This is a genomic window from Streptomyces sp. NPDC007872 (genome assembly GCF_042868165.1).
In the GTDB taxonomy this organism is placed as follows: Bacteria; Actinomycetota; Actinomycetes; order Streptomycetales; family Streptomycetaceae; genus Streptomyces.
On the sequence record NZ_JBIAEA010000005.1, the window covers coordinates 587,023 to 600,440 of the forward strand.

Genomic DNA, 13,418 nt, shown 5'->3' on the forward strand with positions numbered 1-13,418 from the left:
CCCTCGTACGCCCCGCCGGGGCGACGCCCGAGAACCACGATCATCCGACCCACGTGAGGAACCGACCATGGACCGCCAGCACGTCGTCACCGCCCTCGAGAACGCCCTCACCGACGTCCTGGAGCGCCCCGTCACCGGTCTCACCGGCGACGTGAAGCTCTTCGCCGACCTGCACCTGGACTCCACCACCATGCTCGAGATGCTCATGTTCCTGGAGGACTCCATCGGCCTGGTCGTCGACCCGGAGGAGCTGGACGCGGACGACTTCGTCTCCGTGGACACCTTCACCGACTTCGTCCTCGCCACGCGGGGCGAGCAGGTCGCGGCATGACGCTGACCCAGCCCGACCTCGACGTCTTCACGACCCTGGAGTCCGAGGTACGCAGCTACTGCCGCAACTGGCCCACCGTGTTCGACCGCGCGCACGGCAGCCGGATGTACGACGAGGCCGGGCGCGAGTACCTCGACTTCTTCGCCGGGGCCGGCTCCCTCAACTACGGCCACAACAACCCCGTGCTCAAGCGCGCCCTGCTCGACTACCTGGAGCGCGACGGCGTCACCCACGGCCTGGACATGTCCACCACGGCCAAGCGCGCGTTCCTGGAGAGCTTCCAGAACACGGTGCTGCGCCCGCGGGACCTGCCCTACAAGGTGATGTTCCCGGGCCCGACCGGCACCAACGCCGTCGAGGCCGCCCTCAAGCTGGTGCGCAAGGTGAAGGGGCGCGAGACGGTCGTCTCCTTCACCAACGCCTTCCACGGCATGTCCCTGGGCTCCCTGGCCGTGAGCGGCAACGCCGCCAAACGGGCGGGCGCGGGCGTCCCGCTCGTCCACACCGTCCGGATGCCCTTCGACCGGTACGCGGAAGGGGCGACGCCCGACTTCCGGTGGTTCGAGCAGATGCTCGTGGACCGCGGGTCGGGGCTCGACCGGCCGGCGGCGGTGATCGTCGAGACGGTCCAGGGCGAGGGCGGCGTCAACGTGGCGCGTCCCGAGTGGCTGCGCGCCCTCGCCGGGCTCTGCCGCCGGCACGACATGCTGCTGATCGTCGACGACGTCCAGATGGGCTGCGGCCGCACCGGCGCCTTCTTCTCCTTCGAGGAGTCGGGCATCGTGCCGGACGTCGTCACCGTCTCCAAGTCCATCAGCGGCTACGGACTGCCCATGTCGCTCTGCCTCTTCCGGCCGGAGCTCGACGTGTGGGAGCCGGGCGAGCACAACGGCACCTTCCGCGGCAACAACCCGGCCTTCGTCACCGCGGCCGCCGCCCTCGCCACCTACTGGGGCGACGACGCGCTGGAGCGGCGGACCCTGGCGCACGCCCGGACCATCGAGGCCGCGCTCCGCGAGACCGCCGCGCACCACAGCGGGTCGGTCTGCCGCGGCCGCGGGATGGCCTGGGGCCTGGAGCTCGCCGACTCCGGGCACGCGGGGCGCGCCGCGCGCCGCGCCTTCGAGCTCGGGCTCCTCGTGGAGACCGCCGGGGCCCGCGACGAGGTCGTGAAGCTGCTGCCCCCGCTCACCGTCACCCCCGACGACCTCGACGAGGGACTGCGCACCGTGCAGCGCGCGGTCCACGAGACGGCGTGACCGGCGCTTGCCGCTGATTCGGCAGACACCCCGACAGACGACCCGAGAGACGCCCCGAGAGAAAGGCTCCGAACCGGCATGACGACCACCACGCCCTCCGCGACCGCCACGGAGCGGGACACCGCCGAGAAGAAGCGGACCGTCTTCCGCGCACCGGTCCCCCAGGACGCACCCGCCGTGTGGAAGATGGTGGAGGACACCCCCGGCCTGGACTCCAACAGCATCTACTACTACTCGCTGTGGTTCCGGGACTTCGCCGACGGCTCGCTGGTCGCGACCGTGGACGACGAACTCGTCGGCTTCCTCACCGGCTACCGCCGCCCCCAGGAGCCCGACACCTACTTCGTGTGGCAGACCGCCGTCAACCCGCGCCACGGCATCCCGTTCCTCGGCGTCAAGCTCTTCCAGGAGGCGGCCGACCAGCAGGTGGCCGACGGCGCCCGGTACGTCGAGGCCACCGTCTCCGCCGAGAACAAGGCGATCATCATGGTGCTGAAGCAGTACGCGAAGAAGCACTCGGCCTCCGTCGAGACCCGCGTGCTCTTCCCCGGCTCCCTCTTCGCCGACGGCGAGGACCACCACGACGAGGTCCTGTACCGCATCGGTCCGCTGACCGCCGGCTGAACCGGGCCGCCCGTCACCGGCCCGAGCAGCACCGCATCCGACGACCGGGAGCCGACCACCATGACCACGCACCCCACGACGACCACGCGACCCACGACACCACACCCCACGACACCGGACCTCACGACACCGCACCTCGACATCGGCGACACCCGCTTCCGCATGGACTCCGAGGAGGTGCGGAAGGCACGGGACGCCCACTGGTACGCGCGTACGGACTGGGGCATCGCCGTCCTGCGGTACGAGGACAGCACCGCCCTCCTGAAGAGCCCCCTGCTGACGCAGGGGTCGGCCAAGTGGCCCGCCCAGCACGGAGTCGTCGAAGGCCACTTCGACGAGTGGTGGCGGAAGACCCTGCTGGTGCTGGAGGGCGACGAGCACCACCGGATCCGCCGCCTGGTGAACCCCGCCTTCTCGGCGCGCCGCGTGGCGCCCCTGCACGCGAAGTTCCAGGCCCTGGCGAACGGCCTGGTGGACGAGTGGATCGACGACGGGCGCACCGAGTTCGCGAGCCGGTTCACCGCGCCGTACGCGACCCGGATCCTGTGCGTGATGCTGGGCATCGACGAGAACGACTGGAAGGAGATCCACGAACTCGCCTCCACGATCGGCCTCGGCCTCGGCGTCACCATCCAGGAGAACATCGCCCGGATCGACCGGGCCGTCGTCGAGCTGACCGAGTACGCCGAGTCCCTGGTCCGCAGCCGCAGGGAGTCCCCCAGGGGCGACATCCTGAGCACCCTCGTGGAGACGAGGGACGAGGACGCGGGCAAGCTCTCCGACGAGGAGCTCATCAACCTCGTCATCCTGCTGATCTTCGCGGGCATCGACACGACCCGGAACCAGCTCTCCCTGGCCGTGCAGGCCTTCGCCAAGCAGCCCGACCAGTGGGAGAAGCTGGCGTCTGACCCCGAGCGCTACGCCGTCGCGGCGACCGAGGAGGCGCTGCGCGTCAACCCGATCGGCCGCTGGATCTCGCGCGAAGCGGCGGAGACGTTCCAGTACAAGGAGCGCACGATCGAGAAGGGGACCACGCTCCACCTCTTCACCAAGACGTCGGGCACCGACCCGGCCGCGTTCGACGACCCCGACCGCATCGACCTCGACGCCGAGCGCCCCCCGCACTTCGCGTTCGGCGGCGGACTGCACCACTGCCTGGGGCACTTCGTCGCCCGCGCGGACATCGGGGTGGCCCTCTCGACGCTGGCCACGCGCCTGACCGACCTGCGCGTGGAGGAGGACGCCGAGTGGCTGCCCGACTCCGGCAACACGGGGGCGGTCGTGCTGCCCCTCACGTTCACCCCGCGTTCCCGCACCGCGTTCCCGAACCGCGCTTCCGATCGGAGGAATCCATGAAGATCATCGTTGACGAGGGCAAGTGCCAGAACCACGGCCTGTGCGCCATCTCGGCGCCGGACCACTTCGAGCTCGACGCCGAGGGGAAGCTGACGTACCGGGAGACGTTCGGCGAGGAGGACCTCGACGCGGTCGAGGACGCCGTCGACTCGTGCCCCCTCCAGGCGATCGTCGCGGACCGTGACGCCGCATGACCGGCGCGGCACTGCGCATCGGCATCGTCGGCTCCGGCATAGCCGGCCTGCGGGCGGCCCAATCGGTCCTCGCCCGTGAAACCGGTGCCAGGATCACCGTCTTCGGGGACGAGGCCCACCGCACGTACAACCGGCCGGGACTCACGAAGAAGCGGTACCCGCCGTCGGCCGGCCTCGGGGCGGCCCTCACCGAGGACCTGAGGGTCGGAGGGGCCGAGACCGGCGCGCTCGACTGGCGCCTCGGCACCCGCGTCGAGGCGGCGGACCTGCGCGACGGGGTCCTGCACCTGAGCACCGGCGAGACCTTCGCCTACGACGGCCTGGTGGTCGCCTCCGGGGTGCGCCCGCGGACCACCGCCGCCGGCGGCGAGGAGTGCGCCCGGCACGTGCACAGGACGCTGCGCGGCCTGGACGACGCGCACTCCGTCCACCGGGAGCTCCACAGGAGGGAGGCGGTGACGATCGCGGGCGCCGGGTTCGTCGCGTGCGAACTGGCCTCGCTCGCCGCCGAGTACGGCTGCGACGTCGTCATGCTCGAGGCGAGGGGGCACGGACCCTTCGAGGGCGTCCTGGGCGAGGACGTCGCCCGCGCGCTCGCGCGGTGGGTCACCGCGCACGGCGTCACCCTGCTGACGGGCGGGGACGCGGAGGAACTCCTCTGCGACCGCTCGGGGAGGCCGTCCGGAGGCGGGCGCCCGGCGTCGCCCCCCGGGGTGGCGTCCGAACGGCCGCTCTTCATCGAGGCCATCGGCAGCGTCCCCAACGTGGAATGGCTGGACGGGAACGGCCTGGACCTGTCCGACGGGGTGCGGGTCGACGCGTACATGCGCGTACCGGGGCACGAGGGCGTCTTCGCGGCCGGTGACGTCGCCCGCTATCCCGATCCGTGGGGCGCGGAGAACCCGACCCGCATGGAGTTCTGGAAGAACGCGATCGACACCGGCAACATCGCCGGAAAGGCGCTGGCGTCGTCCCTGGGACACGAAGCGGGGACGTCCGGGATCGCGTACTTCCCGAGCACGGCCACCGAGATGTTCGGACTGCGCCTCCAGATCGCGGGAAACCCCAGGAACGCGGACTCCGTGGAGATCGTCCGCGGCGACCTCGAACGCCCCGGTGACGGCGTCCTCGTCGCGTACCTGCGGGAGGGCGTGACCGTCGGGGCGGCCTACCTGGACGAGGGGGCCCGGTTCAACCGCCTCTACATCGAGCTCCTGAAGTCGCTGAGAACGCGCTAGCCCGTCGCTTTCGCCCCGTCCGTCACCACACCGTCACCACCACACCGTCACCACACCAGGAATCCGAGAAGGATCAGGAGGAACATCATGCAGGTTCGCAGGATTTCGGAGATCGAAGGCACCGACCGCGATGTCACGGCGGCGAGCGGCGCGTGGCGCAGCAAGCGCATCCTGCTGGCTTCGGACGGATTCGGGTACTCGGTCTCCGAGACCGTCGTGTACGCCGGAACCGAGACCGACATCTGCTACGCGAACCACGTGGAAGCGGTCTTCTGCATCTCCGGGAAGATGATCCTGGTCGACCGCGACGAGGGCGAGGAACACGTCATCACGCCCGGCACCCTCCACATCCTCGACGACGCCGACAACCACACGATCAAGCCCGTCGAGGACAGCACGTTCCTGTGCATCTTCACCCCGCCCCTCACCGGCCGTGAGGACCACGACGAGAACGGGGTCTATCCGCTGATGACGGACGAGATGGTGGAGGTCTAGCAGGCCGCGTCGCGGCCCCCGCGCGTCACCGGAGTGCCCGCCGGTCCACCGGCGGGCACTCCGGTGACGCGCGTCCGGGACGATGCCCGGGAGGCGCGCCCCGGCCCCCGCCGCCCTGCCCGGCGAGGCCACCGCCACGCGTCCCGCCGTCGTCGCCCTGCCCCCGGGCGCTTCCGGCCACCTCCCCGAGGACGCCGACGCCGACGCCGACGCACTCCCGCACGCCGCGCACACCTCCGCACGCCGCGCACACTCCCGCCCCCGGGCACCGTGACGTCGTACATCAGCGCCGTCCACACGAAGTGCGGCGTCGACAACCGCGTGCGGGCCGCGCTGTTCGCGTACGGGACAGAGGTCCTGGCGGCCTGAACCGGCGAACCCCTTCCGCGCGCACGCGCAGGACGGGCACGGGCCCGCCCGCTCCGTGAGCACCCCATCTCCTCGCGCACGCGCGCACGCGCGCGGAAGGGGTTCGCCCTTGCCGGAGGCATTGGTCTAGTCCAAACTGATCATCGACGAAGCCTCTGCAGAGTCGGCCGTGCACGGCCCGCCGGGCCGCCGCCGGTCATGATCGACAGGACGCGGTCATCGATGAGGGGGATGCCATGTCGGAGCGGGCGTCGGCCACGGGGGTTCCCGGGGGTGATCCGGACGACGGGCCGGGACCGTTCGGCGCGCGGCTCCGGGCGCTGCGCAGACGGGCCGGGCTGAGTCAGGAGACGGCCGCCGCGCGGGCCGGGATCAGCACCCGGGCACTGCGCGACATCGAGTGCGGGCGGGTCCGGCGGCCCCAGGCGCGCACCCTCCAGCGGCTCGCCGGGGCGCTCGGCCTCACCGGCGACGAGCCGGCGGACCTGCTGGCCGCCGCCCGCGCCGGGGCGCCGCGCGGTGCCGGGCGGCCGCGGCTCCTCATCCTCGGCCCGCTCTCGCTCCGGCGCGGCCGGACCCCCGTCCCCGTCACCAGCCCCATGCTGCGCCGCCTCCTCGGGCTGCTCGCGCTCAAGCACCCCGAGCCCGCCACCCAGCGGGAGATCACCGACGTCCTCTGGCCGTCCGGGCCGCCCAGCTCCCACCAGAGCCTCGTCCACACCTACGTCAGCCAGGTCCGCCGGCTCCTCGAACAGGACGGCCCGTCGCCCGGCGTCGTCCGGACCCCCGTCGGCTACCTCCTCGAAGCACCCCGGAACCAGATCGACCTCGGCCACTTCGACGAACTCCTCGACCAGGCCGAGCGCCTGCACCGTACGCCCGACCCGGCGTCCGCCCACGAGGCGCTGACCCAGGCCCTGCGCTGGTGGCGGGGCCCGGTCCTCGCGGACGCCGACCCCGTGCTGCGCCAGCACCCCGCCGCGGTGGTCGCCAACGAGCGGCGGGTCAGGGCCGTCCTGCTCCACGCCGACACCGCCCTGCTGCTGCGCCGGCCCGAGGAGGCCGTCCCGGTGCTGTGGGACATGGTCAACGCCGAGCCCCTCCACGAGGGCCTGCACGCCCGGCTGATCCTCGCCCTCGCCAGCCGCGGCGAACAGGCCGCCGCGCTCGGCGTCTTCAGCCGGCTGCGCGACCGCCTCGACGACGAGCTGGGCATCGCGCCCGGCGCCGAGGTCCGCGACGCCCACCTGCGGGTCCTGCGCCAGCAACTGCCCCTCGCCCGCCGCCCCGGCCGCCCCGGCCCGCGCCCCGACCGCCCCGCGCCCTCCGGCCGCACCGACCCCGCCGGACCCCTCCCGGCCCAACTGCCCGCCACGGCCGGGCCCTACGTCGGACGGCGGCGGCAGATGCGGGAGCTGGACGCCCTCGTCTCACCCGACCCGGCGGCCCGCGCGCACGTGATGGCGGTGGTCGGCGCGCCCGGGGTCGGCAAGACCGCCCTCGCCAAGCACTGGGCGCACGCCCGGCGCGAACACTTCGAGGACGGGCAGCTCTTCGTCGACCTGCGCGGCCACTCCCCGCTCCCGACGCTGCGCCCCGGCGACGTCCTCGCGCAGTTCCTCCGCGCCCTGGGCGCCCCGCCCGGCGGGCTGCCCGCCGACGAGGACGAGGCCGCCGCGCTGTACCGCACGCTGCTCGCCGACCGGCGGATGCTGATCGTCCTCGACAACGCGCGCGACGCCGAACAGGTCAGGCCGCTCATCCCCGGCGCCCGGGGCTGCGCCGTGGTGATCACCAGCCGCAGCCGGCTCGCGGGCCTCGTCGCCAGCGACGGCGCCCACCAGCTCGTCCTGGACGTCCTCGACCCGGAGGAGGGCCGCGGGCTGCTCGCCGCCACCATCGGCGAGAGCCGGGTCGCGGCCGAGGAGGAGGCGGCCCGCAGGCTCGTGCGGGTCTGCGGCGGCCTGCCCCTCGCCATCCGGATCGCCGGGGCCAACCTGCTCGCCCGCGACGTCCGCATCGCCGACCACTGCGCCGCCTTACCCGGCGACGACATGCTCAGCCGCCTGCGCGTCGAGGGCGACCGGCGCTCGACCGTACGGGCCGCCTTCGACCTCTCGTACCGCGCGCTCCCGGCGGCGGGCCGGCGGATGTTCCGGCTGCTCGGCCTGATGCCGGGACCCGACCTCACCGTGGACGGCGCCGCGGCCCTCGCGGACACCACCTCGGCCGAGGCGGCCGGACTCCTCGCGGTCCTGACCGACGCCCACCTCGTACGGGAACGGGCGGCCGGCCGGTTCGGACTCCACGACCTGCTGCGCTCGTACGCCCGCGAGCTGGCCGGCCGGGACGAGGCGCACGCCGCCCGGCAGCGGCTCTTCGACTGGTACCTCTACCACGCCGACGCGGCGGCCCGGCTGCTCCACCCGGCGGAGGCGGCCGCGTCCGCCGGCGCGGCCGGGCCCTCGGCCGCGCTGGTCTTCTCGGACCACGGCGGGGCCTCGGAGTGGCTGGACGACGAGCGGGAGAACCTGGCCGGAGCCGTCCTCCAGGCGTCCGGAACCGGCTTCACCACCGTCGCCTGGCGCCTGGCCGAAAGTCTCCACCCCTACCTCTCGACGAGGATGTACACGGGCGACTGCCTCAAGGTCGCGACCGCCAGCCTGTTCGCCGCCGTCGCCGACGGCGAGCCGCGGGCCCAGGCCTCCGCCCAACTGCGGCGCGCCGAGTGCCACCGGGCGCTGGGGAACGACGCGCAGGCCCTGGAGCTGTTCGGCAGCGCCCTGGACCTCGCGCGGCAGGCCGACTGGACCGAGGGGCAGGTCCTCGCCCTGCGCCGCATCGGCGCCGCGCACCAGGAGAACGGCTCCGCGCGCCTGGCCTCCGGCTACCTCTCCCGGGCCCGCGAACTCGCCCGGTGCGGGACCGGCGCCGGCGCCGCCGAGGGCCTCGACCTGCCCGGGTGACGGTCCGCCGGTGCGGCGGCTTTCGGCCAACTACCGTTTTGTTGCGGGAAGTTGAACGTGCGGAAGGACAAGTACTCCGGCAGTTGCCACAGTTCTGCCGGTTGCCACGGGCATACCTGCGGCGGGCGCCGGAAGCACAGGTGGGCACCGGTGCGCCCGTCCCCGGGCGGGCCTCCGGAGGCCGCCGGTCCTCTGGTCCGGCTGTAGGGGGTCGCCCAGTCCGGGGCCATACGGTGTGGCCGCACCGCAAAGCCGTTGCCCGAAGCGATCCCCACGTCATACCGAAGCGATCCACACGCCATACCGAAGCGATCCACACGCCATACCGAAGCGTTCCGGAGCCGCCGCCCCCCCGGACGGGCTCCCGCACCGTTCCCGCACCCTCCCCTGCCGACCACATCCGTGCGACCAGAACGAGGTGACGATGGAAACCGCGACACAGATCCCACGCCAGGAAGCCCGCAGGGCCGCCCCCGTGGACGATTTCGTGGTCACGTTCTACGAGCGGGCCGTCGGGCGCGCCGACTTCAGCCCCGCCGGGATCGCCGAGGAGCTGGGCGTCCCGCGCCACCGGGCCGAGCAGGCGGTCGCCGTGCTGCGCGAACTGCGCCTGGTCAAGCCCGCCGAGGACGGCACGGGCCGGCTGGTCGCGGTCAGCCCGGAGGCCGCCCAGATGGAGCTGCTCGTCCCCCTGGAGCGGGAGATCCTCGACGGACGCCGCCGCCTCGCCGGGTTCAAGGGGCAGCTCAGCTCCTTCGCGGCCGCGTTCGAGAAACAGTCCCGGGCCCGCGCCGAGTCGGTGGTGATCACCGACGACCGGGAGGAGATTGAACTGCGCCTCCTCGAAGCCGCCCAGGCCTGCACCACCGAGGTCCTGGTGATGCAGCCCTGCGTGGCCCGCGAGACCCCCGAGCTGCGCCTGGCCCGCCCCCTCGTCCTCGACGTGCTGCGGCGCGGCGCGCAGGGGCGGATCCTCTACCCCCACACCGCCCGCGGCGACTCCGACACCCGCGCGCACCTCGGCGAGATCCTGCCCGCGGGCGGCCGGGTGCGCACCACCAAGGAGGTGCGCGACCGCTTCCTGGTCTTCGACCGGAAGACGGCCTTCATCCCGGCCGGCGAGGGCGAGGCCATCGCCGTCGTCTACGACGGCGCGGTCGCGTCCTTCCTCGCCGGGCTGCACGCCCGGGTCTGGGAGTCCGCGTTCGACTTCGACTCCGGGGCGTCCGGCTACGCCGGGACGATGGGGGACCTGAAGGCGACCCTGCTCGCCCTGCTCGCCTCCGGCGCCAAGGACGAGGCCATCGCCCGCCGGGTGGGCATGTCCGAGCGGACCCTCCGCCGCCACGTGGCCGCGATCATGCAGGAGCTGTCGGCCGGCAGCCGCTTCCAGGCCGGCGTCCTCGCCGCCCGGGCCGGCCTGGTCGACCTGACCCTGGAGAGCGCCGCGTGAGCCGCTACGACCACGTCGACCTGACCCCGGGGAGCCCCGCGTGAGCCGCTACGACCACGTCGACCTGACCCCGGGGAGCCCCGCGTGAGCCGCTACGACCACATCGCGTACACCCCGTCCGTACGCAAGGCCCAGGAGGAGATGGGCAGTGCCACGGCGGCCGGCCGGCGCCTGCGGGAGCCGGACGGGGGGCCCGAGCCGCTCACCGCCGACGCGGCCGGCTTCATCCGGGGCCTGGACGGCTTCCTGTTCTCCAGCGTGAGCGAGAGCGGCTGGCCGTACATCCAGTTCCGGGGCGGCCCGCCGGGCTTCGTCCACGTCCTGGACCCGCGCACCCTCGCCTACCTGGACGTCCGGGGCAACCGGCAGTACATCACCACCGGCAACCTGCGCGGCGACGACCGGGTCGCCCTCTTCTTCATCGACCACGCCCGCCGGACCCGCCTCAAGCTGTTCGGCCGCGCCACCGCCGTGCCGGCCGGCGAGGACCCCGCGCTCGCCGCGCGCCTGGACGCGACGCGTACCGAGGGAACGGTCGAACAGCTCGTCACCGTCCGGGTCGAGGCCTTCGCCTGGAACTGCCCCAACCACATCACCCCCCGCTTCAGCCAGGAGGAGCTCTCCGAGGTCCTGGCGCCGGTCCGCGGCCGCCTCGCCGCCCTGGAGGACGAGAACGCGGCCCTGCGCGCGGAGCTCGCCGCGCTGCGGGGGGACGGCGGTCCGCCTTCTCCCTGAGGCCCGGGGGATCGTTGCGCCGCTCCGTCCACTGACCGAATTCGGCAGCCGGTTCCGGGCATTGAGGGAACCCCTCCCCGGGGGTCAGTCTGGAAACAGCGAAGAACCCTCGAAGCGAACGGAGAAATCGCGCGATGGTCAGCGACGTGATCGACCGCAACGACCGGTTCCGGGGAATCCTGGACCGGCTCGCCACCAAGTCGATCGACGACTACTACAACCCGTACCGGCTGTTCGAGTGGCCGGACCGGCTCCCCGAGGACATGTGGTGGATGAGCCCCGAGCTCACCACCACGTACGGTACGGAATGGGCCGAGAAGCTCACTCCGCAGCAGCTCCACGCGCTTTCCAAGCACGAGAGCATCAATTTCTACAGCCTCAATGTGCACGGCATCCGGGAACTGCTCATCGAGGTGGTCAACCGGATCCACACCGCCGGTTTCGAAACGCCGTCGGAGTTCTTCCACCACTTCATCGGTGAGGAGAACGAGCACATGTGGTTCTTCGCCGAATTCTGCCTCCGCTACGGCGGGAAGATCTACCGGCAGCCGGCCGGCGGCGCGGAGGCGGCCGCCCCCTCGGACAAGATCCAGAGCCTGCTGGTCTTCGCCCGCATCCTGATCTTCGAGGAGCTGGTCGACCACTTCAACTCGGCGATGGCCGAGGACGAGCGGCTGCACGAGACGATCCGCGGCATCAACCGCATCCACCACCAGGACGAGTCCCGGCACATCGCCTTCGGCCGCGAACTGGTCAACCTGCTCTACCTCGACCTCAAGCAGACCGCCACCGAGCAGGAGCTCGACGAGGTCTCCACCTATCTGCGCCGCTACATGAGGCACAGCTTCGAATCGCTCTACCACCCCCAGGTCTACCGCGACGCCGGCCTGGAGCGCCCGCACGAGCTGCGCCGGGCCCTCCTTGAGTCCCCGGCCCGCGCCGAGGCCGAGCTGCGCACCTTCCGCAAGACCGCCAGGTACCTCGAGAAGACGGGAATCGTCCGATGAACCGCCTGACCGGGAGCGACGGCGCGCCCGCGCTCGCCATCCTCGGGCCCGGGGCCACCCGGCTCGTCCGGGAGCTGGACGGGGTCTTCGCCGGCTGGGGGCTCGCGGACGGCGCCGAGGAGATCAGCGCCCCGCCGCTCTTCCCGGTGACCGACCTGGAGAAGTTCGACGTCTACACCAACTTCCCCCACCTCGCCTGGGTCGCCGGTTCGCTCGACCTGGCCGACGACCAGTTCAAGCCGGTGGAGGGGAAGTTCGGCCCCGGCGCGGTGGCCGAGGCGCGGTACGGGCTCCCGCACGCCACCTGCTACGGCGCCTACCTCTTCCACGAGGGCGGGCAGGTCGCCGACGACGCCCTGGTGACCCTGGTCAACCGCTGCTTCCGCAACGAGGACCACTACGGAGGCCTGCGCCGCCTCGCCAGCTTCCAGATGCGCGAGATCGTCGCGCTCGGCGGCTTCGAGCACACCCAGCGCGTCCTGACCCGCTTCACCGGACGCATCCAGGCCTTCGCCGCCGCGCTCGGCATCGAGCTGGGCAGGGAGGCGGCGAGCGACCCGTTCTTCCGGAACGACGGCGGCCGCGCGCTGATGCAGAAGCTCAGCCCGGTCAAGTACGAGTTCCAGTACGGCGACCTGGCGATCGCCTCCGTCAACACCCACCGCAACTTCTTCGGCGAGCGCTGCGGGATCCGGCTGGAGTCCGGCGAGCACGCCTACACCTCCTGCGTGGCCTTCGGCCTGGAGCGCTGGCTCGCCGTCCTGACCGAGCACTTCGAGGAGGACCTCGACGCGGCGCTCGACGCGGTGCGCGAGGCCGCCGCGGCCACGAGCACCGCCGCCGCCGAAGCGCCGTGACCCGGCCCCTGATCGGCGTCGACCTCGTCCCCCTCTCCCGGGTCCACGCCCTCCTCGCGACCGGAACCGGCCCTGACTCCGGCACCGGCACAGGACCCGGCCCCGGAACCGCAACCGGCACCCACCCTGGTACCGGCCCCGGAACCGCCCCCACCCCCGGGCCCCTCCTCACCCGCCTCCTCTCCGCCGAGGAGCTCGCCGCCTCCCGGACCCCCGACGGCGCGCCCGACCCGTCGGGGATCGCCGGGCGCCTCGCCGCCAAGGAGGCCGTCTTCAAGCTCCTCGGCTCCGTCGGGAGGCCCGTCCCCTGGCAGGGCATCGAGGTCCTGCGCGGCCCCGGCGGCCGGCCCGGGGTCCGGCTCTCCGGCCGGGCGGCCGAGCTGGCCCGTACCGCCGGGATCGGCCCGATCGACGTGAGCATCAGCCACGACGCCGGCTTCGCGATCGCCGTCGCCGCCGCCACCACCCCGTACGACCGCACCTCCCCCGCACGACCGCACGACCGCCCCGTTCCGCTGGAGCAGTGACCCCGAA

Annotated in this window: 14 protein-coding genes; all 14 read left to right on the forward strand. The window is 72.8% G+C overall.

Going from position 1 to position 13,418, the window contains the following annotated elements; translation table 11 throughout:
- The first annotated feature begins 67 nt into the window (after nt 1-67).
- The 14 genes from ACFYNX_RS21295 to ACFYNX_RS21360 all read left to right on the forward strand — a co-directional run bounded on the left by ACFYNX_RS21295 (nt 68) and on the right by ACFYNX_RS21360 (nt 13,411).
- Nucleotides 68-331 carry an acyl carrier protein gene (locus ACFYNX_RS21295; protein WP_356105547.1) on the forward strand — a complete coding sequence of 88 codons (264 nt, stop codon included), beginning with the start codon at nt 68-70 and terminating at the stop codon, nt 329-331.
- Nucleotides 328-1,590, forward strand: a complete 1,263-nt coding sequence (ectB, locus tag ACFYNX_RS21300; protein WP_388663258.1) for a diaminobutyrate--2-oxoglutarate transaminase — start codon at nt 328-330, stop codon at nt 1,588-1,590. The genes ACFYNX_RS21295 and ectB overlap by 4 nt, the downstream gene beginning before the upstream one ends.
- A gap of 78 nt (nt 1,591-1,668) precedes the next feature.
- Entirely contained in the window at nt 1,669-2,214 is a 546-nt protein-coding gene (gene ectA, locus ACFYNX_RS21305; protein ID WP_365539244.1) for a diaminobutyrate acetyltransferase, read from the forward strand.
- 60 nt (nt 2,215-2,274) lie between these two features.
- Nucleotides 2,275-3,570, forward strand: a complete 1,296-nt coding sequence (locus ACFYNX_RS21310) for a cytochrome P450 (protein WP_388663261.1) — start codon at nt 2,275-2,277, stop codon at nt 3,568-3,570.
- Nucleotides 3,567-3,764 carry a ferredoxin gene (locus tag ACFYNX_RS21315; RefSeq protein WP_125657929.1) on the forward strand — a complete coding sequence of 66 codons (198 nt, stop codon included), beginning with the start codon at nt 3,567-3,569 and terminating at the stop codon, nt 3,762-3,764. The genes ACFYNX_RS21310 and ACFYNX_RS21315 overlap by 4 nt, the downstream gene beginning before the upstream one ends.
- Complete coding sequence (locus tag ACFYNX_RS21320; protein WP_388663263.1) at nt 3,761-5,002, forward strand: NAD(P)/FAD-dependent oxidoreductase; 1,242 nt, start codon at nt 3,761-3,763, stop codon at nt 5,000-5,002. The genes ACFYNX_RS21315 and ACFYNX_RS21320 overlap by 4 nt, the downstream gene beginning before the upstream one ends.
- An 87-nt stretch (nt 5,003-5,089) precedes the next feature.
- Nucleotides 5,090-5,497 carry an ectoine synthase gene (locus ACFYNX_RS21325; RefSeq protein WP_365539235.1) on the forward strand — a complete coding sequence of 136 codons (408 nt, stop codon included), beginning with the start codon at nt 5,090-5,092 and terminating at the stop codon, nt 5,495-5,497.
- An 82-nt stretch (nt 5,498-5,579) separates the two neighbouring features.
- Nucleotides 5,580-5,771, forward strand: coding sequence for a hypothetical protein (locus tag ACFYNX_RS21330; RefSeq protein WP_388663265.1), 192 nt, complete (start codon nt 5,580-5,582; stop codon nt 5,769-5,771).
- Nucleotides 5,772-6,102: 331 nt separating this feature from the next.
- Entirely contained in the window at nt 6,103-8,832 is a 2,730-nt protein-coding gene (locus tag ACFYNX_RS21335) for a BTAD domain-containing putative transcriptional regulator (protein ID WP_388663267.1), read from the forward strand.
- A gap of 475 nt (nt 8,833-9,307) precedes the next feature.
- Nucleotides 9,308-10,285, forward strand: coding sequence for a LuxR C-terminal-related transcriptional regulator (locus tag ACFYNX_RS21340; RefSeq protein WP_260606908.1), 978 nt, complete (start codon nt 9,308-9,310; stop codon nt 10,283-10,285).
- Nucleotides 10,286-10,369: 84 nt separating this feature from the next.
- Entirely contained in the window at nt 10,370-11,020 is a 651-nt protein-coding gene (locus ACFYNX_RS21345; RefSeq protein WP_365539226.1) for a pyridoxamine 5'-phosphate oxidase family protein, read from the forward strand.
- Between the two features lie 134 nt (nt 11,021-11,154).
- Nucleotides 11,155-12,027 (forward strand): diiron oxygenase, encoded by an 873-nt coding sequence (locus ACFYNX_RS21350; protein WP_388663270.1) that lies wholly within the window; start codon nt 11,155-11,157, stop codon nt 12,025-12,027.
- Nucleotides 12,024-12,884, forward strand: coding sequence for a hypothetical protein (locus ACFYNX_RS21355; protein WP_365539220.1), 861 nt, complete (start codon nt 12,024-12,026; stop codon nt 12,882-12,884). The genes ACFYNX_RS21350 and ACFYNX_RS21355 overlap by 4 nt, the downstream gene beginning before the upstream one ends.
- Nucleotides 12,881-13,411 (forward strand): holo-ACP synthase, encoded by a 531-nt coding sequence (locus ACFYNX_RS21360; RefSeq protein WP_388663272.1) that lies wholly within the window; start codon nt 12,881-12,883, stop codon nt 13,409-13,411. Before ACFYNX_RS21355 ends, ACFYNX_RS21360 begins: the two co-directional genes overlap by 4 nt.
- Nucleotides 13,412-13,418 lie beyond the last annotated feature (7 nt).

Bases quoted from the DNA above. Each gene is read 5' to 3' on its own strand.
- ACFYNX_RS21295 (WP_356105547.1), top strand. From the start codon at position 68: ATGGACCGCCAGCACGTCGTCACCGCCCTCGAGAACGCCCTCACCGAC.
- ectB (WP_388663258.1), top strand. From the start codon at position 328: ATGACGCTGACCCAGCCCGACCTCGACGTCTTCACGACCCTGGAGTCC.
- ectA (WP_365539244.1), top strand. From the start codon at position 1,669: ATGACGACCACCACGCCCTCCGCGACCGCCACGGAGCGGGACACCGCC.
- ACFYNX_RS21310 (WP_388663261.1), top strand. From the start codon at position 2,275: ATGACCACGCACCCCACGACGACCACGCGACCCACGACACCACACCCC.
- ACFYNX_RS21315 (WP_125657929.1), top strand. From the start codon at position 3,567: ATGAAGATCATCGTTGACGAGGGCAAGTGCCAGAACCACGGCCTGTGC.
- ACFYNX_RS21320 (WP_388663263.1), top strand. From the start codon at position 3,761: ATGACCGGCGCGGCACTGCGCATCGGCATCGTCGGCTCCGGCATAGCC.
- ACFYNX_RS21325 (WP_365539235.1), top strand. From the start codon at position 5,090: ATGCAGGTTCGCAGGATTTCGGAGATCGAAGGCACCGACCGCGATGTC.
- ACFYNX_RS21330 (WP_388663265.1), top strand. From the start codon at position 5,580: ATGCCCGGGAGGCGCGCCCCGGCCCCCGCCGCCCTGCCCGGCGAGGCC.
- ACFYNX_RS21335 (WP_388663267.1), top strand. From the start codon at position 6,103: ATGTCGGAGCGGGCGTCGGCCACGGGGGTTCCCGGGGGTGATCCGGAC.
- ACFYNX_RS21350 (WP_388663270.1), top strand. From the start codon at position 11,155: ATGGTCAGCGACGTGATCGACCGCAACGACCGGTTCCGGGGAATCCTG.
- ACFYNX_RS21355 (WP_365539220.1), top strand. From the start codon at position 12,024: ATGAACCGCCTGACCGGGAGCGACGGCGCGCCCGCGCTCGCCATCCTC.